This is a genomic window from Rhodanobacter denitrificans (genome assembly GCF_000230695.2).
Lineage (GTDB): Bacteria > Pseudomonadota > Gammaproteobacteria > Xanthomonadales > Rhodanobacteraceae > Rhodanobacter > Rhodanobacter denitrificans.
In genome coordinates, this window is the sequence record NC_020541.1 from 1,740,894 (window position 1) to 1,765,738 (window position 24,845).

The 24,845-nt window shown below is 66.8% G+C and carries 24 protein-coding genes, 1 tRNA gene and 2 riboswitches; of the genes, 11 read left to right on the forward strand and 14 right to left on the reverse strand.

Translation table 11 applies throughout. From position 1 onward, the window contains the following. Positions 1-34: 34 nt before the first annotated feature. A complete protein-coding gene (gene gcvP, locus R2APBS1_RS07805) occupies positions 35-2,902 on the reverse strand; it encodes an aminomethyl-transferring glycine dehydrogenase (protein WP_015447501.1) in 2,868 nt (955 codons plus the stop codon). Positions 2,903-2,946: 44 nt separating this feature from the next. Next, positions 2,947-3,035, reverse strand: a riboswitch (glycine riboswitch). Between the two features lies 1 nt (position 3,036). Continuing rightward, positions 3,037-3,137: riboswitch (glycine riboswitch) on the reverse strand. Between the two features lie 112 nt (positions 3,138-3,249). Here gcvP and R2APBS1_RS07810 point away from each other — a divergent pair. Then, a complete protein-coding gene (locus R2APBS1_RS07810; RefSeq protein ID WP_015447502.1) occupies positions 3,250-3,666 on the forward strand; it encodes a VOC family protein in 417 nt (138 codons plus the stop codon). 32 nt (positions 3,667-3,698) lie between these two features. Here R2APBS1_RS07810 and R2APBS1_RS07815 read toward each other — a convergent pair whose 3' ends face one another. Continuing rightward, complete coding sequence (locus tag R2APBS1_RS07815) at positions 3,699-4,487, reverse strand: nuclear transport factor 2 family protein (protein WP_015447503.1); 789 nt, start codon at positions 4,485-4,487, stop codon at positions 3,699-3,701. A 101-nt stretch (positions 4,488-4,588) separates the two neighbouring features. On the opposite strand from R2APBS1_RS07815, the gene R2APBS1_RS07820 reads away from it, so the two are divergent. Beyond that, positions 4,589-5,455, forward strand: coding sequence for a LysR family transcriptional regulator (locus R2APBS1_RS07820; RefSeq protein WP_007508622.1), 867 nt, complete (start codon positions 4,589-4,591; stop codon positions 5,453-5,455). 128 nt (positions 5,456-5,583) lie between these two features. Here the strand turns inward: R2APBS1_RS07820 and R2APBS1_RS07825 are convergent. Further along, a tRNA-Leu gene (locus R2APBS1_RS07825) sits at positions 5,584-5,670 on the reverse strand. A gap of 258 nt (positions 5,671-5,928) precedes the next feature. Here R2APBS1_RS07825 and rnr point away from each other — a divergent pair. The 4 genes from rnr to sugE all read left to right on the forward strand — a co-directional run bounded on the left by rnr (position 5,929) and on the right by sugE (position 9,901). Further along, complete coding sequence (gene rnr, locus R2APBS1_RS07830; RefSeq protein ID WP_007508620.1) at positions 5,929-8,496, forward strand: ribonuclease R; 2,568 nt, start codon at positions 5,929-5,931, stop codon at positions 8,494-8,496. Then, positions 8,493-9,239, forward strand: a complete 747-nt coding sequence (gene rlmB, locus R2APBS1_RS07835; RefSeq protein ID WP_015447505.1) for a 23S rRNA (guanosine(2251)-2'-O)-methyltransferase RlmB — start codon at positions 8,493-8,495, stop codon at positions 9,237-9,239. The genes rnr and rlmB overlap by 4 nt, the downstream gene beginning before the upstream one ends. Continuing rightward, positions 9,236-9,505: a CBU_0592 family membrane protein gene (locus tag R2APBS1_RS07840; protein ID WP_015447506.1), complete on the forward strand. Its 270-nt coding sequence runs from the start codon at positions 9,236-9,238 to the stop codon at positions 9,503-9,505. Before rlmB ends, R2APBS1_RS07840 begins: the two co-directional genes overlap by 4 nt. 78 nt (positions 9,506-9,583) lie before the next feature. Further along, positions 9,584-9,901 (forward strand): quaternary ammonium compound efflux SMR transporter SugE, encoded by a 318-nt coding sequence (gene sugE / locus R2APBS1_RS07845; RefSeq protein ID WP_015447507.1) that lies wholly within the window; start codon positions 9,584-9,586, stop codon positions 9,899-9,901. Positions 9,902-9,944: 43 nt separating this feature from the next. Here the strand turns inward: sugE and phoU are convergent, their stop codons facing one another. The 6 genes from phoU to rnt all read right to left on the reverse strand — a co-directional run bounded on the left by phoU (position 9,945) and on the right by rnt (position 15,345). Then, entirely contained in the window at positions 9,945-10,667 is a 723-nt protein-coding gene (phoU, locus tag R2APBS1_RS07850; RefSeq protein WP_007508611.1) for a phosphate signaling complex protein PhoU, read from the reverse strand. 17 nt (positions 10,668-10,684) lie between these two features. Further along, complete coding sequence (pstB, locus tag R2APBS1_RS07855) at positions 10,685-11,500, reverse strand: phosphate ABC transporter ATP-binding protein PstB (protein ID WP_007508609.1); 816 nt, start codon at positions 11,498-11,500, stop codon at positions 10,685-10,687. Beyond that, positions 11,493-12,359 carry a phosphate ABC transporter permease PstA gene (pstA, locus tag R2APBS1_RS07860; protein ID WP_007508606.1) on the reverse strand — a complete coding sequence of 289 codons (867 nt, stop codon included), beginning with the start codon at positions 12,357-12,359 and terminating at the stop codon, positions 11,493-11,495. The genes pstB and pstA overlap by 8 nt, the downstream gene beginning before the upstream one ends. Beyond that, positions 12,359-13,378 (reverse strand): phosphate ABC transporter permease subunit PstC, encoded by a 1,020-nt coding sequence (gene pstC / locus R2APBS1_RS07865; RefSeq protein WP_007508604.1) that lies wholly within the window; start codon positions 13,376-13,378, stop codon positions 12,359-12,361. Before pstC ends, pstA begins: the two co-directional genes overlap by 1 nt. Positions 13,379-13,452: 74 nt before the next feature. Beyond that, a complete protein-coding gene (pstS, locus tag R2APBS1_RS07870) occupies positions 13,453-14,484 on the reverse strand; it encodes a phosphate ABC transporter substrate-binding protein PstS (protein WP_007508603.1) in 1,032 nt (343 codons plus the stop codon). A gap of 192 nt (positions 14,485-14,676) precedes the next feature. Beyond that, positions 14,677-15,345, reverse strand: coding sequence for a ribonuclease T (gene rnt / locus R2APBS1_RS07875; RefSeq protein WP_007508602.1), 669 nt, complete (start codon positions 15,343-15,345; stop codon positions 14,677-14,679). A gap of 195 nt (positions 15,346-15,540) precedes the next feature. On the opposite strand from rnt, the gene R2APBS1_RS07880 reads away from it, so the two are divergent. Then, complete coding sequence (locus R2APBS1_RS07880) at positions 15,541-16,797, forward strand: porin (RefSeq protein WP_007508599.1); 1,257 nt, start codon at positions 15,541-15,543, stop codon at positions 16,795-16,797. A gap of 145 nt (positions 16,798-16,942) precedes the next feature. Here R2APBS1_RS07880 and hflD read toward each other — a convergent pair whose 3' ends face one another. The 3 genes from hflD to R2APBS1_RS07895 are packed head-to-tail and all read right to left on the reverse strand — an operon-like array spanning position 16,943 to position 19,207. Further along, complete coding sequence (gene hflD, locus R2APBS1_RS07885; protein WP_007508597.1) at positions 16,943-17,566, reverse strand: high frequency lysogenization protein HflD; 624 nt, start codon at positions 17,564-17,566, stop codon at positions 16,943-16,945. Between the two features lie 10 nt (positions 17,567-17,576). Then, positions 17,577-18,725, reverse strand: a complete 1,149-nt coding sequence (gene mnmA, locus R2APBS1_RS07890; RefSeq protein ID WP_015447509.1) for a tRNA 2-thiouridine(34) synthase MnmA — start codon at positions 18,723-18,725, stop codon at positions 17,577-17,579. After that, positions 18,722-19,207, reverse strand: a complete 486-nt coding sequence (locus tag R2APBS1_RS07895; RefSeq protein WP_015447510.1) for an NUDIX hydrolase — start codon at positions 19,205-19,207, stop codon at positions 18,722-18,724. The genes mnmA and R2APBS1_RS07895 overlap by 4 nt, the downstream gene beginning before the upstream one ends. Positions 19,208-19,324: 117 nt before the next feature. Between R2APBS1_RS07895 and clpS the strand changes: the two genes are divergently transcribed. Beyond that, positions 19,325-19,651: an ATP-dependent Clp protease adapter ClpS gene (gene clpS, locus R2APBS1_RS07900; protein WP_007508591.1), complete on the forward strand. Its 327-nt coding sequence runs from the start codon at positions 19,325-19,327 to the stop codon at positions 19,649-19,651. A gap of 66 nt (positions 19,652-19,717) precedes the next feature. After that, the gene (gene clpA, locus R2APBS1_RS07905) at positions 19,718-21,988 is read left to right on the forward strand and encodes an ATP-dependent Clp protease ATP-binding subunit ClpA (protein ID WP_007508587.1); all 2,271 of its coding nucleotides are present in this window, start codon (positions 19,718-19,720) and stop codon (positions 21,986-21,988) included. A 113-nt stretch (positions 21,989-22,101) separates the two neighbouring features. Here the strand turns inward: clpA and infA are convergent, their stop codons facing one another. After that, positions 22,102-22,320 (reverse strand): translation initiation factor IF-1, encoded by a 219-nt coding sequence (infA, locus tag R2APBS1_RS07910; RefSeq protein ID WP_007508585.1) that lies wholly within the window; start codon positions 22,318-22,320, stop codon positions 22,102-22,104. A 107-nt stretch (positions 22,321-22,427) separates the two neighbouring features. Then, complete coding sequence (locus R2APBS1_RS07915) at positions 22,428-22,703, reverse strand: polyhydroxyalkanoic acid system family protein (protein WP_007508581.1); 276 nt, start codon at positions 22,701-22,703, stop codon at positions 22,428-22,430. A 156-nt stretch (positions 22,704-22,859) separates the two neighbouring features. Here R2APBS1_RS07915 and R2APBS1_RS07920 point away from each other — a divergent pair, with 156 nt between their 5' ends. Both R2APBS1_RS07920 and serC read left to right on the forward strand, forming a co-directional pair. Next, complete coding sequence (locus R2APBS1_RS07920; protein WP_015447511.1) at positions 22,860-23,621, forward strand: FHA domain-containing protein; 762 nt, start codon at positions 22,860-22,862, stop codon at positions 23,619-23,621. Positions 23,622-23,688: 67 nt separating this feature from the next. After that, positions 23,689-24,777: a 3-phosphoserine/phosphohydroxythreonine transaminase gene (serC, locus tag R2APBS1_RS07925; protein ID WP_015447512.1), complete on the forward strand. Its 1,089-nt coding sequence runs from the start codon at positions 23,689-23,691 to the stop codon at positions 24,775-24,777. The last annotated feature ends 68 nt before the right edge of the window (positions 24,778-24,845 follow it).

Genomic DNA, 24,845 nt, shown 5'->3' on the forward strand with positions numbered 1-24,845 from the left:
GGGCCTTTTCGTGCCGCGCCGAAGCGCGGATTGGCTATGCCTCGGCTTCTTCCTTGTACGCATCCACCGGGATGCACGCGCACTGGATGTGCTTGTCGCCGTAGACGTTGTCGACGCGGGCCACCGGCGGCCAGTACTTCTGCAGCTTCAGGCTGGCCAGCGGGAAGGCGGCCAGTTCGCGCGGGTAGGCGTGGGTCCACTCGCTGGCGCTGACCATGGTGGCGGTATGCGGGGCGTTCTTCAGTGGGTTGTCCTCGCGGTCCAGCTTGCCTTCCTCGATCGCACGGATCTCGTCGTGGATCTGGATCATCGCGTCGATGAAGCGGTCCAGCTCGACTTGCGACTCGCTTTCGGTCGGTTCCACCATCAAGGTGCCGGACACCGGGAAGCTCAGCGTGGGTGCGTGGAAGCCGAAGTCGATCAGCCGTTTGGCTACGTCCTCGGCGCCGATGCCGGTGGCGTCCTTGAGCGGGCGCAGGTCGAGGATGCACTCGTGCGCCACCAGCCCGTTGCGGCCGGTGTACAGCGTGGGGTAGTGCGCCGCCAGCCGCTTGGCGATGTAGTTGGCGTTGAGCAAGGCGACCTGGGTGGCCTTGCGCAGGCCCTGCTGGCCCATCATGGCGATGTACATCCAGCTGATCGGCAGGATGCTGGCGCTGCCGAACGTGGCGGCGCTGACCATGCCTGCGGCGCGGCCCTCGCCGAGCTTCTTCGGCAGGAACGGGGTAAGGTGCGACTTCACCGCGCACGGGCCGACACCGGGGCCGCCGCCGCCGTGCGGGATGCAGAAGGTCTTGTGCAAGTTGAGGTGCGACACGTCCGAGCCCCACTTGCCGGGCTTGGCCACGCCGACCAGCGCGTTCATGTTGGCGCCGTCGGTGTACACCTGACCGCCGTGCGCGTGCACGATCTCGCAGATCGCCACGATGTCTTCCTCGAACACGCCATGCGTGGACGGGTAGGTGATCATCAGCGCGGCGAGGCGGTCGGAATGCTTCTCCGCGGCGCGGCGGATGTCCTCTACGTCGACGTTGCCGTTGGCGTCGCACTTGGTCACCACCACGCTCATGCCGCACAGGTGGGCGGAGGCCGGGTTGGTGCCGTGGGCGGATTCGGGGATCAGGCAGATGTCGCGGTGCGCGTCGCCGCGCGAGCGGTGATACGCGCGGATCGCCAGCAGGCCGGCGTACTCGCCCTGCGCGCCGGAGTTCGGCTGCAGGCTCACCGCGTCGTAGCCGGTACATTCGACCAGCATCGCTTCCAGGCCGTCGATCAGTTCCTTGTAGCCCTGCGCCTGCGTGGCCGGCGCCAGCGGATGGATGTCGGCGAATTCCGGCCAGGTGATCGGGATCATCTCGGCGGTGGCATTGAGCTTCATGGTGCAGCTGCCCAGCGGGATCATCGTGCGATCCATCGCCAGGTCCTTGTCGGCCAGCGCGCGCATGTAACGCAGCAGTTCGTGCTCGCTGTGGTGCGTGTTGAACACCGGGTGGGTGAGGAAGGCGCTCTTGCGCAGCAGCGTGCGTGGCAGCGCGTCGTGGACTTCGGCATCGAGCGCGTCGATGTCGAGCTCGGCACCGAACAAGCCCGCCAGTGCGACGACGTCGGCGCGGGTGGTGGTCTCGTCCAGGCTGATGCCGAGGCTGTCGGCGCCCAGTTCGCGCAGGTTGATGCCGGCCGCGTGGGCCTTGGCATGGACCGTGGCGGCATCGATACCGGTGACGTGCAGCGTGTCGAAGAAATCGCCGCCCACCTTCACGCCGGCCCGACGCAGCGCGACGGTCAGGATCGCGGCCAGGCGATGCGTGCGGCGGGCGATGCGGGTGAGCCCGCTGGGGCCGTGGTAGACCGCGTACATGCTCGCCATCACCGCCAGCAGCACCTGCGCGGTGCAGATGTTGGAGGTGGCCTTCTCGCGGCGGATGTGCTGCTCGCGCGTCTGCAGGGTGAGGCGGTAGGCAGCCTTGCCTTCGGTGTCGATCGACACGCCGATCAGGCGCCCCGGCATCGAGCGCTTGTACGCGTCGCGGCAGGCCATGAAGGCGGCGTGCGGGCCGCCGAAGCCGAACGGCACGCCGAAGCGCTGCGAGTTGCCGACCACGATGTCCGCGCCCCATTCGCCGGGGGCGGCGATCAGGGTCAGCGCGAGCAGATCGGTGGCCACCGCGACCAGGCCGCCGCGTGCGTGCACGGCATCGGCGATCGCCTGGTAATCGTTGATGCTGCCGAAGGTGTTCGGGTACTGCAGCAGCACGCCGAACGCCTCGGTGCCGGCCGCATCGCTGTCCGCGCCGACCACCAGTTCGATGCCCAGCGGCTCGGCGCGCGTGCGCACCACTTCCAGCGTCTGCGGGTGCACGCCGCTGGACACGAAGAACACGTTCGACTTCGACTTGCACGAGCGCTTGGCCAGGGTCATCGCCTCGGCCGCGGCGGTGGCTTCGTCCAGCAGCGAGGCGTTGGCGATCTCCATCCCGGTGAGGTCGGCGCACATGGTCTGGAAGTTGATCAGCGCCTCCATGCGGCCCTGCGAGATCTCCGCCTGGTACGGCGTGTAGGCGGTGTACCAGGCCGGGTTTTCCAGGATGTTGCGCAGGATGACGTTCGGCGTGTGGGTGCCGTAGTAGCCCTGGCCGATGAAGCTGCGGAACACTTTGTTCTTGTCCGCAATCGCGCGGATTTTTGCCAGCGCGTCCTCTTCGGTGATCGCCTCCGGCAACGCCAGCGGGGCGGCGGACTTGATCGTGCCGGGGACGATCGCGTCGGTCATCGACTCCAGCGAATCGTGGCCGATCACGCGCAGCATCTGCGCGATCTCGGCGTCGTCCGGACCGATGTGGCGCTCGATGAACGCGCCGTGGTGTTCGAGGTCGCGCAGGGAAGGAGTGGGGTTGTGGCTCATGACTGGGCATCCGAAGACAACGTGCCGTGCCGCACGTGGGGCGCCCCTCTGTCCTTTTGCCTGAGAGTTTGGAAGCGCGATGGCTGCGCTTCGTGCCCCTTCGGCGCCGGATTCAACCGGTCTCTCCAGAGTGTTCGCACATGATGGTATGGGAGCCTGAGCGATTACGGGCGTTGCGTCTTCGGCAGCGGCACGTGCCCGGTCAAGGGCCGCCCGCTTCTCCCACCATGCGTTTACCGCGGTGATTATACAGGGCGGGCGGCGCGTGTTGCGGCTCGTCGGGGTGTGGTTCAGAAACCTCCCGCGTTATGCTCGGACACCCCATTCCCCGGCCCGCCGGAGCTCCCATGATCCGTATCGGCGACATCGACCACGTGGTGCTGCGTGCCATCGACGTCGCAGCCATGCAACGCTTCTACTGCGATGTGCTCGGCTGTCATGAAGAACGCCGGCAGGACGAGATCGGCCTGGTGCAGCTGCGTGCCGGTACCTCGCTGATCGACCTGGTGGCCATCGACGGCAAGCTCGGCCGCCACGGCGGCGCCGCGCCGAGCAGGGAAGGCCACAACATGGATCACCTGTGCCTGCGCGTGGAGGACTACGACGAGGCAGCGATTCTGGCGCACCTGAAGGCACATGGCGTGCGCATCGGCGAGCTGGGCTCGCGCTACGGCGCGAAAGGCGAGGGCCCGTCGATCTACCTGTACGACCCGCAGGGCAACATGGTTGAGTTGAAGGGGCCGGCAGCGTCGGCTGCGCAGTGACGCCGGGCGCCTGATTCCCGCCACCTCCCGCCTCAGCCATCGGCCCAGACCGCACTAATGATCTGCCAGCGTCCATCGATCTTCAGCAAATTGATGAAATCGACGTAGCGCGCCTCGCCCAGCGTGGCATCAAGTTTCGCCATCGCCGCGGTGCCAGCCTGGTCCACCGACACGATGCGCCAGTTCGGCCCCCTGGGGTGGGTTGGGCGTCGTGCCTCGTAGCGGCCAATGGCTTCGGCGATGGAGTCGGCGCTCATCTGCCCGTCGACCAGGGTGTAATAGACCGCACGCGGATGATGGGTGATGGTCAACAGTCCGCCGTCGCTGTCGACGCTAGCGTCGATCTTGCGTTGCAGTACGGTGCGGATCTCGGCGAGGTCGTCCGCTGAAATGGCCGGCGGATGGTCGCCCTTCATGGCGATCGAAAAAGTCTTGTTGACGACGCGCCAACGACCTTCCGCGTGCAAGAGCAGCAGGTAGTCGGTGAAGACACGGTCGGGGAGGTCGCTGCGCAGCTTGACCATGGCCACATCGTGATCCACCTGCAGGTCTTCGATGGCGCTCGAGAAGGCGTGCTGCGCTCCCTGCTGCTCGATGGCGTGGCGCCATTCCGGCTGGGTCAGTGATTGCAGCCGTCCGTTGGCGTCCACCCAGAACAGGTTCGCCGAGCCGTGGAAGACCTGCTTCAGCGATTCCGGCCGGGCGCTTTCCAGCGCCTGCACATACGTGGTGGCCATCGCCCGGATATGGGAGTGGTCGGCGGCCGTGGCATTGAGGGGCTGGATCAAGGTCATAGCCAGGAGGCCGAGCAGCTTGAACATGGGCGTTCTCCAGTGGGTGGCAAAAGCATGCGATCCCCACGGCATTGGGTCCAATTCAATATTTGTTACATTGATTTCGAAAAATTCGATTGGAGGCAGCGATGGACGACCGCTATCTGCGGGTATTCCACGCCATTTGCCAGGCGCAGACCATGTCGGCCGCCGCGATGGCGTTGCATCTCAGTCAATCCACGCTGAGTTATCAGCTGGGACAGTTGGAGCAGTCGCTCGGGGTTGCCCTGTTTGAGCGCCAGGGCCGACGCCTGGTGCTGACGCTGGCCGGGCGGCGCATGCGCGATTTCTGCGACAGGCATTTCTCCGAGTACCGTCAGCTGCGGGCCGAACTCCAGCAGGCACAGCCGGACGCACCGCGGTTGCGTATCGCGGCGGTCAGCGTGTTCGGGCGCAACATCCTGGTGCCACATCTGCTGGCGCTCGCCGCTGGGGGCGTGCAAGTCGAGCTCAGTTTTCCTGTGGCCATCGACGTCTTTCATCGCCTGCTGGGAGGCGCGGTGAACCTGGGCTTCGTCCATTTCAAGCCGGTCATGGCCGGGCTTGCCTATCGGGTAGTCCATCGCGAGGAATACGTGATGATCCGCGCGCGGGGCCATGTCCGCTCGCGCACGCCGGCACCGTGGGACGAAAGTGCGTTCGTGACCTATGAGGAATGCGACTACCTCATCGCCCGCTGGTATCAGCGTTGCCTCGATCAGCCGCCGCCGCCTTATCGCAGCGTGGCGCACATGGAAGAGATAGAGGAGGTAGTACGCTGGGTCGCAGCCGGCCATGGGGTGGCGATCGTGCCCAGCTCCTGTCTCGGCCCTACGCACGTCAAGGATATCGAGACTCGGCAGACCGTCAGAAAATGTCCCAACGACGTGTATGCGGTATGGAGCGCCTCAGGCAAGCCCGATCCGCACGTGACCAGGTTGATACGCCGCGTCCGCGAGGCGACCCGCGCGGACTAAACGTGCTTGCGTGCGCAAGTAGCGCGCCGATCATCGACTGGCGTCGAGAAGATCGACGCGTTGTTTTCATCTTTTCCTGAACCCTGAAAAGACGAAAGCCGCCTGGAGAGGCGGCCTTCGTTTACAATTGGTGCCCAGGAGAGGACTCGAACCTCCACGGAGTTGCCCCCGCTAGCACCTGAAGCTAGTGCGTCTACCAATTCCGCCACCTGGGCAGGTGTCACGTCGCTCGGTGAGCTGCGTGAGCCGCGTAATTTAGGCATCTGCCGGCGGCTTGTCAACACTTTTTCACATCCATTCACTGCGACGTGGCATTCTCCGCGGCGCAAACATCACAAGGACCTTGAGTGACCAGAAAAACTCCCCCCCATTCCGGCAATTCCCAGGACTCGCGTTCCGCAAAGAAGCCCGCCAAGCGGGCGCCGCGAGCCGCCGCTGCACCCGACAAGCGCAACAAGGCTGCCGCAGGCGCCGTGCGCGATCCCCATGCCGATCGCGAGGCGCAGCGTTATGCGCGCCCGATTCCCAGCCGCGAGGCGATCCTCGCCCTGCTTGAAGAACGCGGCGAACTGCTGACCGAGGCGCGCATCGCCGAGGCGCTCGATATCCATGATGAAACCGACCTCGAGGCGCTGCGCAAGCGGCTTGCCGCGATGGTGCGCGACGGCCAGCTGCTGCTGGGCCGGCGCGGCGGCTACGCGCCGACGCAGAAACTCGACCTGATCGCCGGCGTGGTGCTGGCCAATGCCGAGGGCTACGGCTTCCTGCGCCCGGACGAGGGCGGCGACGACCTGTACCTGTCGCCGCAGCAGATGCGCGCGGTGATGCACGGCGACCGCGTGCTGGCCAGTGTGGTCGGCATCGATCGCCGCGGACGCCGGCAGGGCGCGATCGCCGAAGTGCTGCAGCGCCGGTCGCCGCGGCTGGTGGGCCGGGTGGTGATCGACGACGGCGTGACCCTGGTGACGCCCGACGACCGCCGCCTGAACCAGGACGTGATGATCAAGCCCGGCCGCGAGCTGGGCGCGCGTTCCGGCCAGATCGTGGTGGCCGAAATCACCGACCCGCCGACCCTGCAGCGCGGTCCGATCGGCGAGATCCGCGCGGTGCTGGGCGAACGCCTGCAGCCGTCGCTGGTGGTGGAGATGGCGATCGCCAGCCACGACCTGCCGCACGACTGGCCGGCCGAGGTGCTGCGCGACGCGGCGCAGGTGGAATCGACGGTGACCGCCGCCGAGCGCGAGGGCCGCACCGACCTGCGCAAGCTGCCGCTGGTGACGATCGACGGCGCCGACGCGCGCGACTTCGACGACGCGGTGTATGCCGAGCCCAGGCGTGGCGGCGGCTGGCGTCTGATCGTGGCGATCGCCGACGTCTCGCATTACGTGCAGGTCGGCAACGCGCTGGATCGCGAGGCGTTCGAGCGCAGCACCTCGACCTATTTCCCCGGCTTCGTGGTGCCCATGCTGCCGGAGACGCTGTCCAACGGCATCTGCTCGCTGAACCCGAAGGTCGAGCGGCTGTGCATGGTCTGCGACATGCAGGTCGACGCCGAAGGCAGCGTCGTCAAGTCGAGGTTCTACGACGCGGTGATGCTGTCGCATGCGCGGCTGACCTACGACAAGGTGTGGCAGGCGGTGGGCCTGCGCGAGCAGGATGCGCGCCACGAGGTGGCCGACGTGCTGCCGCAGCTGGAGCACCTGCACGCGCTGTACAAGGCGATGGCCGGCCAGCGCAGGCGCCGCGGCGCGATCGACTTCGAGACGCCGGAGGTGAAGTTCCGCCTCGACCAGACCGGCGGTGTCGAGTCGATGGGCGCCACCGAGCGCAACGACGCGCACAAGCTGATCGAGGAATGCATGATCGCCGCCAACGTGCAGGCGGCGCTGTTCCTGGAGAAGAAGAAAATTCCCGCGCTGTTCCGCGCGCACGAGCCGCCGCCGGCGGAGAAGTACGAGGACCTGCAGCAGTTCCTGCGCGAGTTCAAGCTGCGCATGCCGCCGGTGGACGAGGTGACGCCGGGGGATTTCTCCGAGATCCTGCGCATGGTGCACGACCGCCCCGAGCGCGAGCTGATCCAGAGCGTGTTGCTGCGTTCGCAGAGCATGGCCGCCTACCAGCCCGACAACCGCGGCCACTTCGGCCTGTCGCTGCAGGCATACGCGCATTTCACTTCGCCGATCCGCCGCTATCCGGACTTGCTGGTGCATCGTGCGATCCGCCACGCACTGACCGGCCGCAAGCCCGCCGACTACGCTTACACGCCCGCCGAGATGGCGGCGATGGCGGTCCACTGCTCGCAGCGCGAGCGCCGTGCCGAGGAAGCCGAGCGCGACGTGGACGAGCGCTTCAAGTGCGCGTGGATGGAAAAGCACATCGGCAGCGAGTTCGACGGCGTGGTCACCGGCGTCACCTCGTTCGGCCTGTTCGTGGAGCTGGATGAGTCGAAGGTGTCCGGTCTGGTGCACATCAGCCAGCTGATGAACGACTACTACCACTTCGACGCCACCCGTAAACTGCTCAAGGGCGAGCGCACCGGCGCGCAGTTCCGCCTCGGCGACCACGTGCGCATCCAGGTGCTGCGCGCCAGCCTGGAGGATCGCAAGATCGACTTCCGGCTGGTCTCGCCGCGCACGTCGGCCCCGGCCCCGACGGGTAGCGGCAAGGCGTATGACTATGCCGCCGCGGGCGAACGGTATTCGCTGCCGAAGAAGGCTGCCGCCACGACCAAGGCGCCGGGCATGTTCGGCCGCGCCGCCAAGGCGATCGGCCGCGCATTCGGCCGCAAGGAGGTCGAGGTCGCCGCACCGGCGCCGGCCCCGCGCAAGGCGGCGGTGAGCGATAATCCGCCGCCGCGCGCACAGCCGGCGGCAGCGCGCCAGCATGCCGGAGGCCAGCATCAGGGTCGCAGGGTCGAGTCGTCGTCCGACCGCCGCCCGCGCAAGGAGGGCTCGGCCAGGCGCGGACCCGCCCCGGCGGCTACGTCGCCGGCGCCGAAGAAACACGGCGGCCGCAAACCGAAACCGAAAGGCAAGCCATGAGCGAGAGCTGGATCGTCGGGATCAACCCGGTCGAAGGTGCGTTGAGCAACGACGCCGAACGCGTGCGCGAAGTGCTGGTCGAGCACGGCCAGCGCAACGCCCGCGTGCTGGATCTGGCGGAGCGCGCGAAGAAACTGAAGATTCCGGTGCAGCATCGCCCGCGCGACGAGCTGGACAAGCTGGCCGGCGAGGCGCGCCACCAGGGCGTGGTGGCGCGTTTCGAGGCGGCGCCGGCGGCGCATGAGAGCGACCTGGCTGCTCTGCTGGAGCGCGACGGCAACGACACCCTGGTGCTGGTGCTCGACGGTGTCACCGATCCGCACAACCTCGGCGCCTGCCTGCGCAGCGCGGCGGCGGCGAAAGTCACCGCGGTGATCGTGCCGAAGGACCGCGCGGTCGGGCTGACCCCGGTGGTGCGCCGCGCCTCGGCCGGCGGCGCCGACCGGGTGCCGCTGATCGCGGTGACCAACCTGGCGCGCACGCTGCGCGAGCTGAAGGATGCCGGCGTGTGGATCACCGGCCTGGCCGGCGACACTGACACCACCGTCTACGGCGTCGACTTCAACGGACCGGTGGCGCTGGTGCTGGGCAGCGAAGGCGAGGGCATCCGCCGGCTCACCCGCGAGCTGTGCGATTTCGTGGCGAAGATCCCGATGCCGGGCACGATGGAAAGCCTCAACGTCTCGGTCGCCACCGGCGTGGTGCTGTTCGAGGCCTTGCGCCAGCGGAGCGCGAAGCGATGAGCTTCTTCTGGTACGACTGGGCCGGTTACCTCGGCGTGGCGCTGGTGCTGCTGGCGTTCTTCCTGCTGCAGGAGCGCAAGCTGCAAGGCAGCGGGCTGGTCTATCAGCTGATGAACGTGCTGGGTGCGGTCGGCGTGATGCTGTCGCTGGGCTTCGGCAATTTCAACTTGGCGGCGTTCATCATGCAGGTGGCCTGGCTGCTGATCGGCGGCTATGGCATCGTGCGCGGCATCCAGCGTCGCCGCGAGACGCGCGAGCGGTCGTAACTGCTCGCCGGCGCGGGGACGACCCCGCGCACTTTTCCATCGCGGGGACGGCCCTGCAGTACACCGGGGAGCGTCATCATGGCGTGGATCCATCTGCTGCTGGCCGGCTTGTTCGAAGTGGTCTGGGCCATCGGCCTCAAGTACACCGAAGGTTTTACCCGGCTGTGGCCCAGCGCCGGCACGCTGGCGGCGATGGCGGTCAGCATCGTGTTGCTGGCGCTGGCGGTGAAAACGCTGCCGATCGGCACCGCGTATGCGATCTGGACCGGCATCGGCGCGGTCGGTGCGGTGGCGCTGGGCATCGTGCTGTTCGGCGATCCGGCCACCTGGCCACGGCTGCTGTGCGTGGCGCTGATCCTGACAGGCATCGTCGGCCTCAAGCTCACCGCCGCCTAGGCGCCGGCCCCCAGCCGACAGGTTTCCGTGTCGGCCGGGCGGGTCATTCGCCGAGCTTGGTGGTTTCCGGACTGGAGGTGAGGTCGCGTTTGCTGCGCTGCTTGTCCAGCGGCTCGCCGGTGACCTGGAACCACACGTTCTCGGCGATGTTGGTGGCGTGGTCGCCGATGCGCTCGATGTTCTTGGCCATGAACAAGAGGTGGGTGCACGGCGTGATGTTGCGCGGGTCTTCCATCATGTAGGTGAGCAGCTGGCGGAAGTAGCCGGTATAGGCTTCGTCCAGTACCACGTCGTCCTTCCACACCTGGTAGGCGCGCTCGGCGTCGCGGTCGCGGTAGGCCGCCAGCACCTCGCGCACTTCGCCGGCGGCGAGCGTGGCCAGCTGGTGCAGGCCGCCGACCGGCGCCACCGGCGCCACCATCGACAGCGGGATCGAGCGTTTCGCCACGTTGGCGGCATAGTCGCCGATGCGCTCGATGTCCGAGGCGATGCGCAGCGCGGCATACACGTTGCGCAGGTCGCTGGCCATCGGCGCGCGCAGCGCCAGCAGGCGCACCACGTCGTGGCCGATTTCCTGCTCCAGCTGGTCGATCGCGTCGTCGTTGCCGACCACGCGCTGGGCGGCGCGCTCGTCGCGGCGTTCGAGCACGTCGATGGCCGCTTCCAGCTGCGTCACCGACAGCTCGCCCATGCGCACGATCTCGCCGGTGAGCCGGGCCAGCTCGCTGTCGTAACTCTTGATGATGTGGTCGGTGCCGGTGTTCATGGTGGGGTCCTGTGTGATCAGCCGAAGCGCCCGGTGATGTAATCCTCGGTCTGCTTCTTGCCCGGCTTGGTGAAGATCCTTTCGGTCTGGTCGAACTCGATCAGCTCGCCCAGGTACATGAAGGCGGTGAGGTCGGAGACGCGCGCCGCCTGCTGCATGTTGTGGGTAACGATGACGATGGTGAACTGGCTTTTCAGCTCTTCCACCAATTGCTCGATGCGACTGGTGGCGATCGGGTCGAGCGCCGAGGTCGGTTCGTCCAGCAGCAGCACTTCCGGCCGCAGCGCGATCGCGCGGGCGATGCACAGGCGCTGCTGCTGGCCGCCAGACAGGCCGAGCGCGTTCTGCCTGAGCTTGTCCTTCACCTCGTCCCACAGCGCGGCGCTGCGCAGGGCCTGCTCCACGCGGCCTTCCATGTCCGCCTTCGACAGCTTCTCGTGGTGGCGGATGCCGTAGGCGACGTTCTCGAAGATCGTCATCGGGAACGGTACCGGCTTCTGGAACACCATGCCGACCTTGCTGCGCAGGCGGTTCAGCGAATAGCCGGGATCCAGAATGTTGTCGCCGTCCAGTTCGATCGAGCCTTTCGCCTCCAGCTTCGGGTAGATCGCATAGATGCGGTTGAAGATGCGCAAGAGGGTCGACTTGCCGCAGCCGGACGGACCGATGATCGCGGTGACCTGCTTTTCCGGGATGTCCATGCTGATGCCTTTCAGCGCCTGGAAGCCGTCGTAGTAGAAATGCAGGTCGCGCACGACGAGCTTGGGCGCGACGGCTACCGCCGCTGCTGCCGCCCCCGGCGTCGGGTTCGTGGCGAGCGCGGAATCAGTCATGGGACACCTTGTTGCGGGAAAGGATCAGGCGCGAGGCCAGGCTGAGCAGCAGTACGAACATGGTGACCACGAATGCGCCGGCCCAGGCCAGGGCATGCATCGCGTCGCCCGGGTCGTTGGCGTACTGGTAGATGATCTGCGGCAGGCTGGACATCTTGTCCATCGGGTTGAACGCCATGTAGTTGTTGCCGAACGCGGTGAACAGCAGCGGCGCGGTCTCGCCGCTGATCCGCGCCAGCGCGAGCAGCACGCCGGTGATGATGCCAGAGCGCGCGGCGCGGATCAGGATCTGCAGGGTCAGCTTCCACTGCGGCACGCCCAGCGACAGCGCCGCCTCGCGCAGCGTGGACGGCACCAGTCGCAGCATTTCGTCGGTGGTGCGCACGATCACCGGCAGCGCGATCAGCGCCAGCGCCACGCCGCCGGCGAAACCGGAGAACGTGGTCGAACCGTGGGTGAGGGCGGTACTCGGCAGCACGATGATGGTGTAGACGAAAAGGCCCATCACGATCGACGGCGCCGACAGCAGGATGTCGTTGAGGAAGCGGATCGATTCGCCCAGCCGCGTGCGGTCGGCGTATTCGGCCAGCCAGGTGCCGGCCAGCACGCCGATCGGGGTGGCGATGCCGATGCCGATGAAGTTGATGATCAGGCTGCCGACCATCGAGTTCAGCAGGCCGCCGTCCTCGCCGTAGGCGGTGACCTTGGTGAACAGCTTCAGGTCCAGCGCACCGATGCCCTGGCGCAGGGTCTCCCACAGGATCCAGGCCAGAAAGGCCAGGCCGACCAGGGTGGCCAGCATGCTCAGCGTCATCGCCAGTGCGTTGGTGAGGCGCCGGCGCAGGTACAGCGCGCTCATCAGCGGCCCTCCTTGCTGGCCAGCCGGCGCAGCATCAGCCGCGCGATCAGCAGCACGATGAAGGTGACCACGAACAGCAGGAAGGCCAGTGCCATCAGCGCGGATTTCTGCAGGCCGACCGCCTCGCTGAACTGGTTCGCGATGGTCGAGGCGATCGAGGCGCCGGGATCGAGCAGCGAGGCCGACAGGTGCATCGCGTTGCCCAGCACGAAGGTCACCGCCATGGTTTCGCCCAGCGCGCGGCCGAGGCCGAGGAAGATGCCGCCGATCACCGCCGAGCGGGTATACGGCAGCACGATGTCCCACGACACCTCCCAGGTGCTGGAGCCCAGCGCATAGGCCGACTCCTTCAGCCGGGTCGGCACGGTCTGGAACACCTCGCGCATCACCGAGGAGATGAACGGGATGATCATGATCGCCAGCACGATGCCGGCGACCAGGATGCTGGCGCCGAACGGGTAGTCGCTGCCGAACAGCTTGCCGACGAACGGCACGTGTTCGGCCACCCACGACAGCTTGCCGTCGTCGGGCTTGTTGCCGAGGTTGCTGGTCAGCCACGGCTTGATGTGATCGGCGAAGAGCGGGGCGAAGATGAACAAGCCCCACATGCCGTAGATGATCGAGGGGATGCCGGCCAGCAGTTCGATCGCCGAGGCGACCGGCGTGCGCAACCAGGCCGGCGCGACTTCGGAAAGATAGACGGCGATGCCGAAGCTGATCGGCACCGCAATCAGCAGGGCGATGAACGAGGTGATCACCGTGCCGTAGACCGGCACCATGGCGCCGTAGACGTCGTTGCCGGGGTCCCACTCCGCGCTGACCAGGAAGTGCCAGCCGAACGTGCCGAAGGCGTCGCGGCCGCCCCACAGCGTGGCCCCGGCGGCGCCCAGCAGGGAGGCCAGCACGATCAGCGCGCAACCCTTCAGCAGCCAGCGGAACAGACGCTCGTGGCGCGCGTCGCGGCGGCTGCGCTGTTCCAGGATGTCGCTGGCCGGGAGGGCCGTGTCGGTCGCTGGCATGAGGATCCCGTGGTGCGGGTGGAAACTCGAAATCCCCCGCCGACAGGATCGGCGGGGGATTTCCTTTTACTGCATCAATGCTTGAACTCGGACGCCCAGTACGCTTCGATCTGGCTGACCAGCGAGGCCGGCAGCGGCACGTAATCCAGTTCGATGGCGGCTTGCTGGCCGTGCTCCAGCGCGGTCTTGAAGAAGTCGAAGGCGACCTTGCTGTTGCCGGCGTTCTTCGGCGACTTGTACATGATCACCCAGGTGGTGGCGGTGATCGGCCACGCCTGCTCGCCCGGCGCGTTGGTCATGATCAGGTTGAAGTCCTTGGCGCTGGCCCAGTCGGCCGTGGCGGCGGCGGCGGCGAAGGCATCGGCGGTCGGCTTCATGAAGTTGCCGCTGGCATTCTTCAGGTCGATCCAGGCGAGCTTGTTCTTCACCGCGTAGGCGTATTCGACGTAGCCGATCGAGCCCTTGATCTGGCGCACGTACTGCGAGACGCCCTCGTTGCCCTTGCCGCCCACGCCGGTCGGCCATTCCACGGCGGTGCCGAACTTCACCTTGCTGGCCCATTCCGGGTTGACCTTGGACAGGTAGTTGGTGAAGTTGAACGAGGTGCCCGAACCGTCCGAGCGATGCACCACGGTGATCTTGCCGGCCGGCAGGCTGAGGCCGGCGTTCAGCGCGGCGATCTTCGGGTCGTTCCAGTTGGTGATCTTGCCCAGGAAGATGTCGGCGAGGGTGGCGCCGTCCAGCTTGATCTGGTCCGCCCGCACGCCGGTGATGTTGACCACCGGCACGATGCCGCCGACCACGACCGGGAACTGACCCAGGCCGAACTTCTGCAGGTCCTCGGCCTTCATCGGCGCGTCGGAGGCGCCGAAGTCGATGGTGCCCTCCTTGATCTGCGCGATGCCGGCACCGGAGCCGACCGACTGGTAGTTCAGGTGGTTGCCGGTTTTCTCGGCGTACGCCGCCGACCACTTGGACATGACCGGGTAGACGAAACTGGAGCCGGCGCCGGTGATGTCGGTGGCGTGCGCGGCTGCACCGAAGGTCGAGGCCACGGCAAGCGTGGCGACGGCGGCGAAGCGAAGCGGGGATTTGTTGATGGTCAACACGGTAGCTCCTTGGAGGGAAGTCGGATGCGACCTCGCCATTTCAGGCTTTTCGTGTTGCCATTGGATGAAATGAATGTTGCAGGCGTATGACAAACTGTCACATGGCTGCGTCGTGCCGGGCGGGCCGGGCTGCCGCCCGGTCGCGTCCGGATGCGGAAGCCGGCGAGCGCTGCCGCCTCGAGGCAGCGCTCAGGCCGCGTCGACGAGCCCGCTGTGGGCCTGCTCGAACAGCTCCAGCTGACGCCAGCGGTTGATCACGCTGCAGAACAGTTCGGCGGTGCGCTCGGCGTCGTACACCGCCGAATGTGCCTCGCGGCTGTCGAAGGCGTGGCCGGCGGCCAGCACCGCCTTGCTCAGCACGGTCTGGCCGTAGGCGAGCCCGCCGAGGCTGACCGTATCGAAGCAGCTGAACGGGTGGAACGGGTTGCGCTTGTGGCCGCAGCGACGCACCGCCTGGTTCAGGAAGCCCAGGTCGAACGCGGCGTTGTGGCCGACCAGGATCGCCCGCTGGCAGCCGGTCCGGCGCACCGCTTCGCGCACCACGTGAAAGATGTGGTCCAGCGCCTGGCGCTCGGCCAGCGCGCCGCGCAGCGGGTTGTCCGGGTCGATGCCGGTGATCTCCAGCGAACGCGGGTCAAGGTTGGCGCCGGGGAACGGCTCCACGTGCGTGGAGACGGTGGGCTGCAGCTGCAGGTAGCCGCCTTCGTCCATGGCCAGCGGCACCGCGGCGATCTCCAGCAGGGCGTCGTGCTCGGCATCGAAGCCGCCGGTTTCCACGTCGACCACCACCGGCAGGAAGCCGCGAAACCGCTCGGCCATGCGCGGTGCGGTGCTGTTGCTGCTGCTGAGAATATCCATCGGCGAAGCATATCAGCCGCGCCATGCGGCGCGGGATGCGACACTTTCCGGCGGCGCCGTGGCGTTGTCTTCAATGTGTCATCAAATCTGCACCCAACCGTAAAAATCCCCCGGCAGAATTGTTAACCAATCGCTAGCCAGCCATCGGATCGACGGGGCGATCGAGATGCTTTCCACCCACTTGCGGAGAATCACATGCGTTCCAAATTGATTGTGGTGGCGATTGCCGCCGGCCTTGGCCTGACCAGCGTTGCCGCTGCCGCGGCACCGGCGCAGAGCAGGACGGCCCCGGCCAGCAGCAGCGAAGTCGAGCAGCTGAAGGCGCAACTGGCCGCGCTGCAGGCCAAGGTGGACGAACTGGAACAGCGCACCGACGCCCAGTCCGAGATCAACGTCAGCACCGGCCAGGCGGTGGAGAAGGCCACCAATGTGACGGCGACCGGCGACAAGAAGCTGGCCGCGCTGGAGAAGGCGATCAACAACACCACGCTGTCGGGCAAGATGTTCTTCGACTTCACCAGCATCGACGACAAGAACAGCGACAAGGGCAAGAGCGACAAGTCCGGCTTCGGTCTGGATGTGAAGCGCTTCTACCTCGGCGTCGACCACAAGTTCAACGATATCTGGTCGGCCAACCTGACCACCGATTTCAACTATGTCAGCAACGACGGTCAGACCAATCTGTTCGTCAAGAAAGCCTATGTACAGGGCAAGTTCGACCAGGCCGCGGTGTTCCGCATCGGTTCGGCCGACATGCCGTGGATCCCGTTTGCCGAGAAGTACTACGGCTTCCGCTACGTCGAGAACACCCTGACCGACCGCCTGAAGTACGGCAACTCGGCCGACTGGGGCCTGCACCTGGGCGGCGACATCGGCGCCAGCAAGTCGCTCAACTACGCGGTCTCGGTCGTCAACGGCAACGGCTACAAGAACCCGGGCCGCAGCAAGGGCGTGGATTTCGAGGGCCGCGTTGGCTTCGTGCCGTTCGACAACATGATCGTGGCGGTGGGTGGCTACAGCGGCCATCGCGGCCAGGAGACCGAGAACATCAACGCACCGAATACCGCCCAGCGTGGCGATTTCATGCTGGCCTATGCCAGCGATGCGTTCCGCCTCGGCGCCGAGTACTTCACGGCGAAGAACTGGAACAACGTACTCACCACGACGACAGACAAAGCCGATGGCTACTCGCTCTGGGGCAGCGTGGCCGTGGCCGATGGCGTGAACCTGTTTGCCCGCTACGACAACGCCAAGCTCAGCAAGACGCTGGACAGCGCCAACAAGGATGTCTACTACAACGCTGGCGTCGAATTCCAGGTGACCAAGGGCTTCAAGCTGGCCGGTGTGTGGAAGCACGAGAAAGCCGACAAGTCGGTTGCCACTCCGGTGCCGCCGCACGTGCAGAACACCAAGACCAACGAGATCGGCGTGTTCGGCGAAGTGTCATTCTGATGCCATGCCGGTGACATGTGCGGGCGGCATGCTGCCTGCACGGGTTGAGTGACGGACGGTCTATCGCAAGGGAGTTCCACCCAGGGAAGGAAAACGGCGGGCATCAGCCCGCCGTTTGCTTTTTCGTGGAGCGGAAAGGCTGTCGTCAGCGGTTGTCCAGCGTGGCCCCGGTCAGCAGGCCGCGGGCCAGCATGCTGCATTGGCGCCGGTACAGCAGCAGCTGCCACTGGCGCCCGCCGAGTTGCCGCCACAGCACTGCCGAGCGCACCGCGGCGAGCAGGTTGGTGCGCACCTTTTCCACCACAGCGGTTTGCTGCAACTGCTGCGGGTTGCCGCTGACCATCACGCGCGGCTTCAGGATCGACAGGGTGGACGCATAGACTTCGGCCAGCCGGCTGCTGACCTGGCTGGAGCCCTGCCCGAAATGCTCGACCTGCCGCTGTGCGGCGACGATCCCCTGCTGCAGTTTCTCCAGCAGATCCGCGCGCGCCGACAGGCTGCGCTCCAGCCGCATCACGGTCACCGTCATGCGCGTCACTGACATGTCCGGAGTGCTTTCGTCCAGCTGTCCGATCAGGGTGCGCAGGCCCAGTCGCACGTTCGAGATGTTGCCGTACACGCCGACCACCGAAGGTGCGTCGATGCGGAATACGCTGGCCACGCTGGCTTCCATCGCGGCCTCGTCGCAGCGCCCCTCGTTGGCCAGCTGCTGGGCGAGCGCGCAGGCCTGGAACAGGCCGGCGAGGGCGAGCACGCGTTCTTCGGTCATGGAAAAAGTTTCAAACACGAGCTTGCGGTTCTCCTGCGGGGGACATGGGGAAGGGGGTGGATGCGGGCAGCAGGCCGCCGTAAGGCGCGTCGGTGGCGGCGATCACCGCGCCGCCGAGGCAGACCTCGCCATCGTAGAGGACCACCGACTGCCCGGGAGTGACAGCGCGCTGGGGTTCGTCGAAGCGTACCTCAAGTCCGTCGTCGGTCACGACGACCGCGCAGGCCTGGTCGGCCTGGCGATAGCGGGTGCGCGCGGTGCAGCGGAAGCGGGTGGCGGGCGCGGCGCCGGCGATCCAGCTGGGCGGCTCCGAGCGCAGCCGGCGCGAGTACAGCCAGTGGTTCTCGCCGCCCTGGGCGACGTACAGCGCGTTGGCCGTCACGTCCTTGCCGACCACGTACCAGGCTTCGCCGCTGGCCCCGTGGCGGCCGCCGATGCCCAGTCCGTTGCGCTGGCCCAGGGTGTAGTACATCGCGCCCTGGTGTTCGCCGATCAGCTCGCCGTCGGGGGTGCGCATCTCGCCCGGGCAAGCCGGGATGTACTGCGCCAGGAAGCCGCGGAAATCGCGCTCGCCGATGAAGCAGATGCCGGTGGAGTCCTTCTTCGCGTGGGTCGGCAGCGCCGCCGCACGGGCGATCTCGCGCACGCGCGACTTCTCGATCCCGCCCAGCGGGAACAGCGTGGCGGCCAGTTGCTGCTGGCCCAGCGCGTGCAGGAAGTAGCTCTGGTCCTTGGCCGCGTCCACCGCGCGCAGCAGCCGGTAGTGGCCGTCCTTGCAGTCGATGCGGGCGTAGTGGCCGGTGGCGATCTTCTCGGCGCCGAGCGCGCGGGCCTCGTCCAGGAAGGTCTTGAACTTGATCTCGCGGTTGCACAGCACGTCGGGGTTCGGCGTGCGCCCGGCGCGGTATTCGGCGAGGAAATGCGCGAACACGCCGTCCCAGTATTCGGCGGCGAAGTTGCGCGCGTGGAACGGGATGCCGAGCCGGCCGCATACGGCCACGGCATCCTTGCGGTCGGCGTCGGCGGTGCAGGGGCCAGCGCGGTCGTCCTCCTCCCAGTTCTGCATGAACAGGCCTTCGACCTCGTAGCCGGACTGCTGCAGCAGCAGCGCGGCGACCGAGGAGTCGACGCCACCGGAGATGCCCAGCATCACCTTCATGGCGCGCCGCCTTCCGGCAGATGACTCAGGGCATCCAGCGGCAGCCGCCGGCCGGCCAGCCACAGGTCGATGCTCTGCAGGATCATCGGGCTGCGCAGGCGCTCGCCCAGCGCGGCGATTTCGGCGCGGGTCAGCCATGTGGCGCGGCGAATATCGGCGTCCAGCGGACGCTGCGGGTCGTGGCTCACTGCGCGGGCGGCGAAGCTGAAGCGGATCACGGCGTCGCCGTGCTCGGTGCTGCGCCACTGGTGCACGCCGATCAGGTGCTGCAGCTCGACCGTCCAGCCGGTTTCCTCCAGCGTCTCGCGCAGGGCCGCATCGGCAAGGGTTTCGCCGTCTTCCAGGTGGCCGGCCGGCTGGTTCCAGGCCAGCTGGCCATGAACCGCTTCCTCGACCATCAGGTAGCGCTCGCCGTCGGCCACCACGCAGGCGACGGTGACGTGCGGGCGCCAGATCTCGGCGGGGGTGCTGGAATCAGCCATGGTGGGCGGGGACTGGAAAAGCGGCCATTGTGCCATCACCTCCGTTGTCGCACCGCCGCAGGGGCGGCATCGGCACCGCGGCGTATACTTCGAACCAGAGATCACACCCAAGCAACCATGGCCCACGAACCCGAACATGAGCACGACAGCGGCCGCGGTCTGGCGCTGGAAACCGCGAAGCCCGAGGCGGCGCGCCCCCCGCTGTTCCAGGTGCTGCTGCTGAACGACGACTTCACCCCGATGGACTTCGTGGTCGAGGTGCTGCGTACCTTTTTCAACCTGGATCAGGAGCAGGCGGTGCAGGTGATGCTGCACGTCCACACGCGCGGACGCGGCGTGTGTGGTGTATTTACCCGCGAAGTGGCCGAAACCAAGGTAACCCACGTCAACGAATATTCACGTTCCCATCAGCACCCGTTGCTGTGCACTATGGAAAAGCTTTGAGCGACCCCATTTTGTGCTCGTTGCGGCGCTGAAGGCCGCTCACCACGCAAAGCGGAGACGATCCGAATGTTCAGCAAGGATCTGGAAGTCACCATCGGCCATTGCTACAAGCGGGCCCGCGAGCAGCGCCATGAATTCATGACGGTGGAGCACCTGCTGCTGGCGCTGACCGAAAACCAGTCGGCGCTCGGTGCCTTGCGCGCCTGCGGCGCGGACCTGCCGCGGCTGTCGGCCGACCTGGAACGCATCATCAACGAGACCGTGCCGGTGCTGCCGTCCGGCGACGAGCGCGACACGCAGCCCACGCTGGGCTTCCAGCGCGTGCTGCAGCGCGCGGTGTATCACGTGCAATCCTCCGGCCGGAAGGAGGTCACCGGTGCGAACGTGCTGGTGGCGATCTTCGGCGAGAAGGATTCACACGCGGTGTATTTCATGCACCAGCAGGAGATCACCCGGCTCGACGTGGTCAACTACATCTCGCACGGCATCGCCAAGATCGGCGACGAGCCGGCCGCGGGCGTGTCCGGCGGCGAGCGCGAGGGCGAGGAGGGCGGCGAGCCGAAGGGCAACCCGCTGCACGAGTTCGCCAGCAACCTCAACGAGCTGGCGCTGGAAGGCAAGATCGACCCGCTGATCGGCCGCACCGACGAGATCGAGCGCACCATCCAGGTGCTGTGCCGCCGGCGCAAGAACAACCCGCTGTACGTGGGCGAGGCTGGCGTGGGCAAGACCGCGCTGGCCGAGGGCCTGGCCAAGCGCATCGTCGACGGCGAGGTGCCCGAGGTGCTGGAGGACGCCACGATCTGGTCGCTCGACCTGGGTGCACTGGTCGCCGGTACCAAGTACCGCGGTGACTTCGAGAAGCGCCTGAAGGGCGTGATCGCGCAGCTGAAGAAGCAGCCCGGCGCGATCCTGTTCATCGACGAGATCCACACCATCATCGGTGCCGGCTCGGCCTCGGGCGGCACCATGGACGCCTCCAACCTGATCAAGCCGATGCTGGCCTCCGGCGAGCTGCGCTGCATCGGTTCGACCACGTTCCAGGAATACCGCGGCGTGTTCGAGAAGGACCGCGCGCTGGCGCGCCGCTTCCAGAAGATCGACGTGGTCGAGCCGACCGTGGCCGATAGCATCGAGATCCTCAAGGGCCTGCGCTCGCGCTTCGAGGAGCATCACCACGTGGCGTATACCAACGAGGCGCTGAAGGCGGCGGTGGACCTGTCGGTCAAGCACATCCCCGACCGGCTGCTGCCGGACAAGGCGATCGACGTGATCGACGAGGCCGGCGCGCGCCAGCGGTTGCTGCCGGAAGACCAGCGTACCGGTACGGTCGACGTGGGCGAGGTCGAGTACATCGTGGCGAAGATGGCGCGGATTCCGGCCAAGCAGGTCTCCGCGTCGGATCGCGACGTGCTGCGCAACCTCGAGCGCAACCTGAAGATGGTGGTGTTCGGCCAGGACCCGGCGATCGAGGCGCTGGCCGCATCGATCAAGATGGCCCGTTCGGGCCTGGCCGATCCCTCCAAGCCGATCGGCTGCTTCCTGCTCGCCGGCCCGACCGGCGTGGGCAAGACCGAGGTGACCAAGCAGCTGGCGATGCAGCTCGGCATCGAGATGATCCGCTTCGACATGTCCGAGTACATGGAAGGGCATTCGGTGTCGCGGCTGGTCGGTGCGCCTCCGGGCTACGTCGGCTTCGACCAGGGCGGCCTGCTGACCGAGGCGGTGACCAAGCATCCGCACGCGGTGCTGCTGCTGGACGAGATCGAGAAGGCGCACCCGGACGTGTTCAACATCCTGCTGCAGGTGATGGACCGCGGCGTGCTGACCGACACCAACGGCCGCGAGGCGAACTTCAAGAACGTGGTGGTGGTGATGACCACCAACGCGGGCGCGGCGATCGCGGCGCGGCGCAGCATGGGCTTCGTCGAGCAGAAGCACGAGTCGGATGCGATGGAAGTGATCCGCCGCATCTTCACGCCGGAGTTCCGCAACCGGCTGGATGCGATCATCCAGTTCGCCGCGCTCGACTTCGAGCACATCCTGCGCGTGGTGGACAAGTTCCTGATCGAGCTGGAAAGCCAGCTGACCGACAAGCGGGTAAGCCTGGACGTGGACGCCGATGCCCGCCGCTGGCTGGCCGAGCATGGTTTCGACCCGCAGATGGGCGCGCGCCCGATGGCGCGGGTGATCCAGGAAAAGGTGAAGCGTGCGCTGGCCGACGAGTTGCTGTTCGGCAAGCTGGCCGAAGGTGGCGTGGTTCGCCTGAGCGTGGCGGACGGCGAACTGAAGGTCGACTGCAAGGCGGCCGAGAAGCTGCCGGCCGTGGTCGGGTAGGCGTGGCCGGGTAAGCCGGATGCGGGGCCAAAGCAAAGGCGGCGCATGGCGCCGCCTTTGTCATGTCCGGTGCCGCCGTCCCGCGGGCGCGGCAACCTGCAACGCCACCGCGATTACTTCATGCGGTACGTGATGCGGCCCTTGCTCAGGTCGTACGGGGTCATTTCGATCTTGACCTTGTCGCCGGTAAGGATGCGGATGTAGTGCTTGCGCATGCGACCGGAAATGTGGGCGATGATCACGTGCCCGTTCTCCAGTTGCACACGAAACATGGTATTCGGCAGGGTCTCCTGGACCGTGCCTTCCATTTCGATGACGTCGTCTTTGGCCATGTGTTCCGGGGTTCACGCACAGCCGTCATGGCTGCGTAAGCCATCGATTATGCCACGGATGAGTGCATGGTTAAAGAATCATCAACGTCGGCCAGGATCGAGGCAGATCAGGCGAAATGCTCGTCCAGCTTGCGCCGGATCTCCTGTTCGATCATGCCCTTCAGCGGCGCCAGCAGCAGCCCCAGCTCGGCCTTGACCTGGATCGCGTCGCCGCCCACGGCGATCGAACCGCTGACGCCGGGCCGGGAAAACAGCAGGGTGTCGCCCTGCCAGCGTCCATTCATGCCGAATTTCTCGCGCATCCGTGTGGCCACCTGGTCGACTACGGCACGGGCTTCGGCAATTGGCAGCTGGTGCGGGCGGCGGATATCGATCTTGGGCATCGCGGCTTCCTGGCTAAAGGCACCATCTTAGAGCCTGTTCCGCCGCGGCAAGTCACCCGGTCGATGGCGGGACCAGGCGCCCTGGAGGCAGGGGGCGGATTCCTGATGCCATGCAGGTGCATGCTAGAGTTCCGCGGTCCATCGACCGGTTGATCCATGCGTATCGAATTCCCCCATGCGGCTCGTGAGGATTTTCATTGGGCGCAGATGCAGTTGCGCATCGGTAGCGCGCCCGACAACGACCTCGTGCTGGCAGCCAGCCAGGCGGCGCCGCAGCATCTGCGTATCCAGCAGGATCGTCGCGGCTGGGTGCTGCAGGTGCTGCCGTCGGCCGACCGCATCTACGTCAACGCGCGGCCAGTGCGCGAACGCGCCTTGCTGCGCGCCGGCGATGTGGTCAGCGTGGGCGACTGCCGCCTGCTGTTGCGTGACGATGAAGATCCCGCCCGGCGCCCGCCGCTGGACGTGCCCGAGCAGGACTGCTGCACGGTGGCCCTGCGTGCCGTGGCCGGCCCGCTGTCGGGCCGGGTACTGCCATTGCGGCACAGCCTCACGTTCGGACCGCACGGCGACTGCCCGCTGGAGTTGCCGCAAGGTGGCGTCGTGGCGCTGCGGATCTCCTGGGAGGGCGGCCAGCTGTGGCTGGAGACCACCCGCTCGTGCGAGCGCCACCCGCTCAGGGTCAACGGCGTGATGGTGCAGAAGCTGGCGCTGCAGCCCGGCGACCAGATCGGCGTGGCGATGCACCGCTTCGTGGTCGACGGGCCGGGCATGGAGCCGGAGATCGTGATGGCTGAAGCATTGCCGCCGCAGCTGCCGGAAGAGTCGGCCGGGCCGAGCGGGGAAGTGTGGTGGCTGATCGTCACCGCTGCCGTGCTGGCGCTGGGCATCGCGCTGGTCCTGCTGATTCGCTTCTGACAGTTGACGGCTTCATGCTGCGCCGCGCCATAATGCGCGGAACATCCTCGACAGGACGCAGGCGCACGTGAGCAGAGTCTGGAATTTCAGCGCCGGCCCGGCGGCGCTGCCGCTGGCGGTACTCGAACGCGCCCAGCGCGAGATGCTGGACTGGAACGGCAGCGGCGCCTCGGTGATGGAGCAATCCCACCGCGGCAAGCGTTTCATCGCGATGGCCGCCCAGGCCGAGGCCGACCTGCGCGAGTTGATGGGCATACCGGCCGACTACGCCGTGCTGTTCCTGCAGGGCGGCGCCACCCAGCACTTCGCGCAGATCCCGATGAACCTCGCCGGCGCGGGCGACAGCGCCGACTACGTCGTCAGCGGGCACTGGAGCGCGAAGGCGGCCAGCGAGGCCGGATCCTACGTGCGGGTGAACGTGGCCGCCAGCAGCGAGGCGGACGGCTACCTGCGGCTGCCGCCACTCGACAGCTGGCGGCTCGATCCGCACGCCGCCTACGTCCACTACACGCCGAACGAGACGATTCACGGCGTCGAGTTCCACGCCATCCCCGACGTCGGCGGCACGGTACCGCTGGTGGCGGACCTGTCCTCGAACATCCTGTCCGAACCGCTGGACGTGAGCCGCTTCGGGCTGATCTACGCCGGTGCGCAGAAGAACATCGGTCCGTCCGGCCTGGTCGTGTTGATCATCCGCCGCGACCTGCTGCAGCGGGCGGGCCGGCCGATGGCGCGGATCTTCCGCTATGCCGAACACGCCGCCGCCGACTCGATGCTCAACACGCCGAACACCTGGGGCTGGTACGTGGCCGGCTTGACCTTCCAGTGGCTCAAGGCGCAGGGCGGGCTGGGTACGATGGCCGAGCGCAACCGGCTCAAGGCCGAGCTGCTGTACCAGGCCATCGACGGCTCCGGCGGCTACTATCGCAACCCGATCGAGCCGTCCGCGCGCTCGCGCATGAACGTGCGCTTCACCCTGCACGACGGTGCGCTGGACGCCGCCTTCCTGCAGGAGTCCGAGGCCGCCGGCCTGCTCGCGCTGAAGGGCCACAAGGCGCTCGGTGGCATGCGCGCTTCGCTGTACAACGCGGTGCCGCCGGAGGCGGTCCAGGCGCTGGTGGCGTTCATGCGCGACTTTGCGCAGCGTCATGGCTGAGCGCACCAAAGCGGAATTTTCAGGCAAGATGCCGCTTCATCATTTGGACTTCCATCCATCCAGGCGGC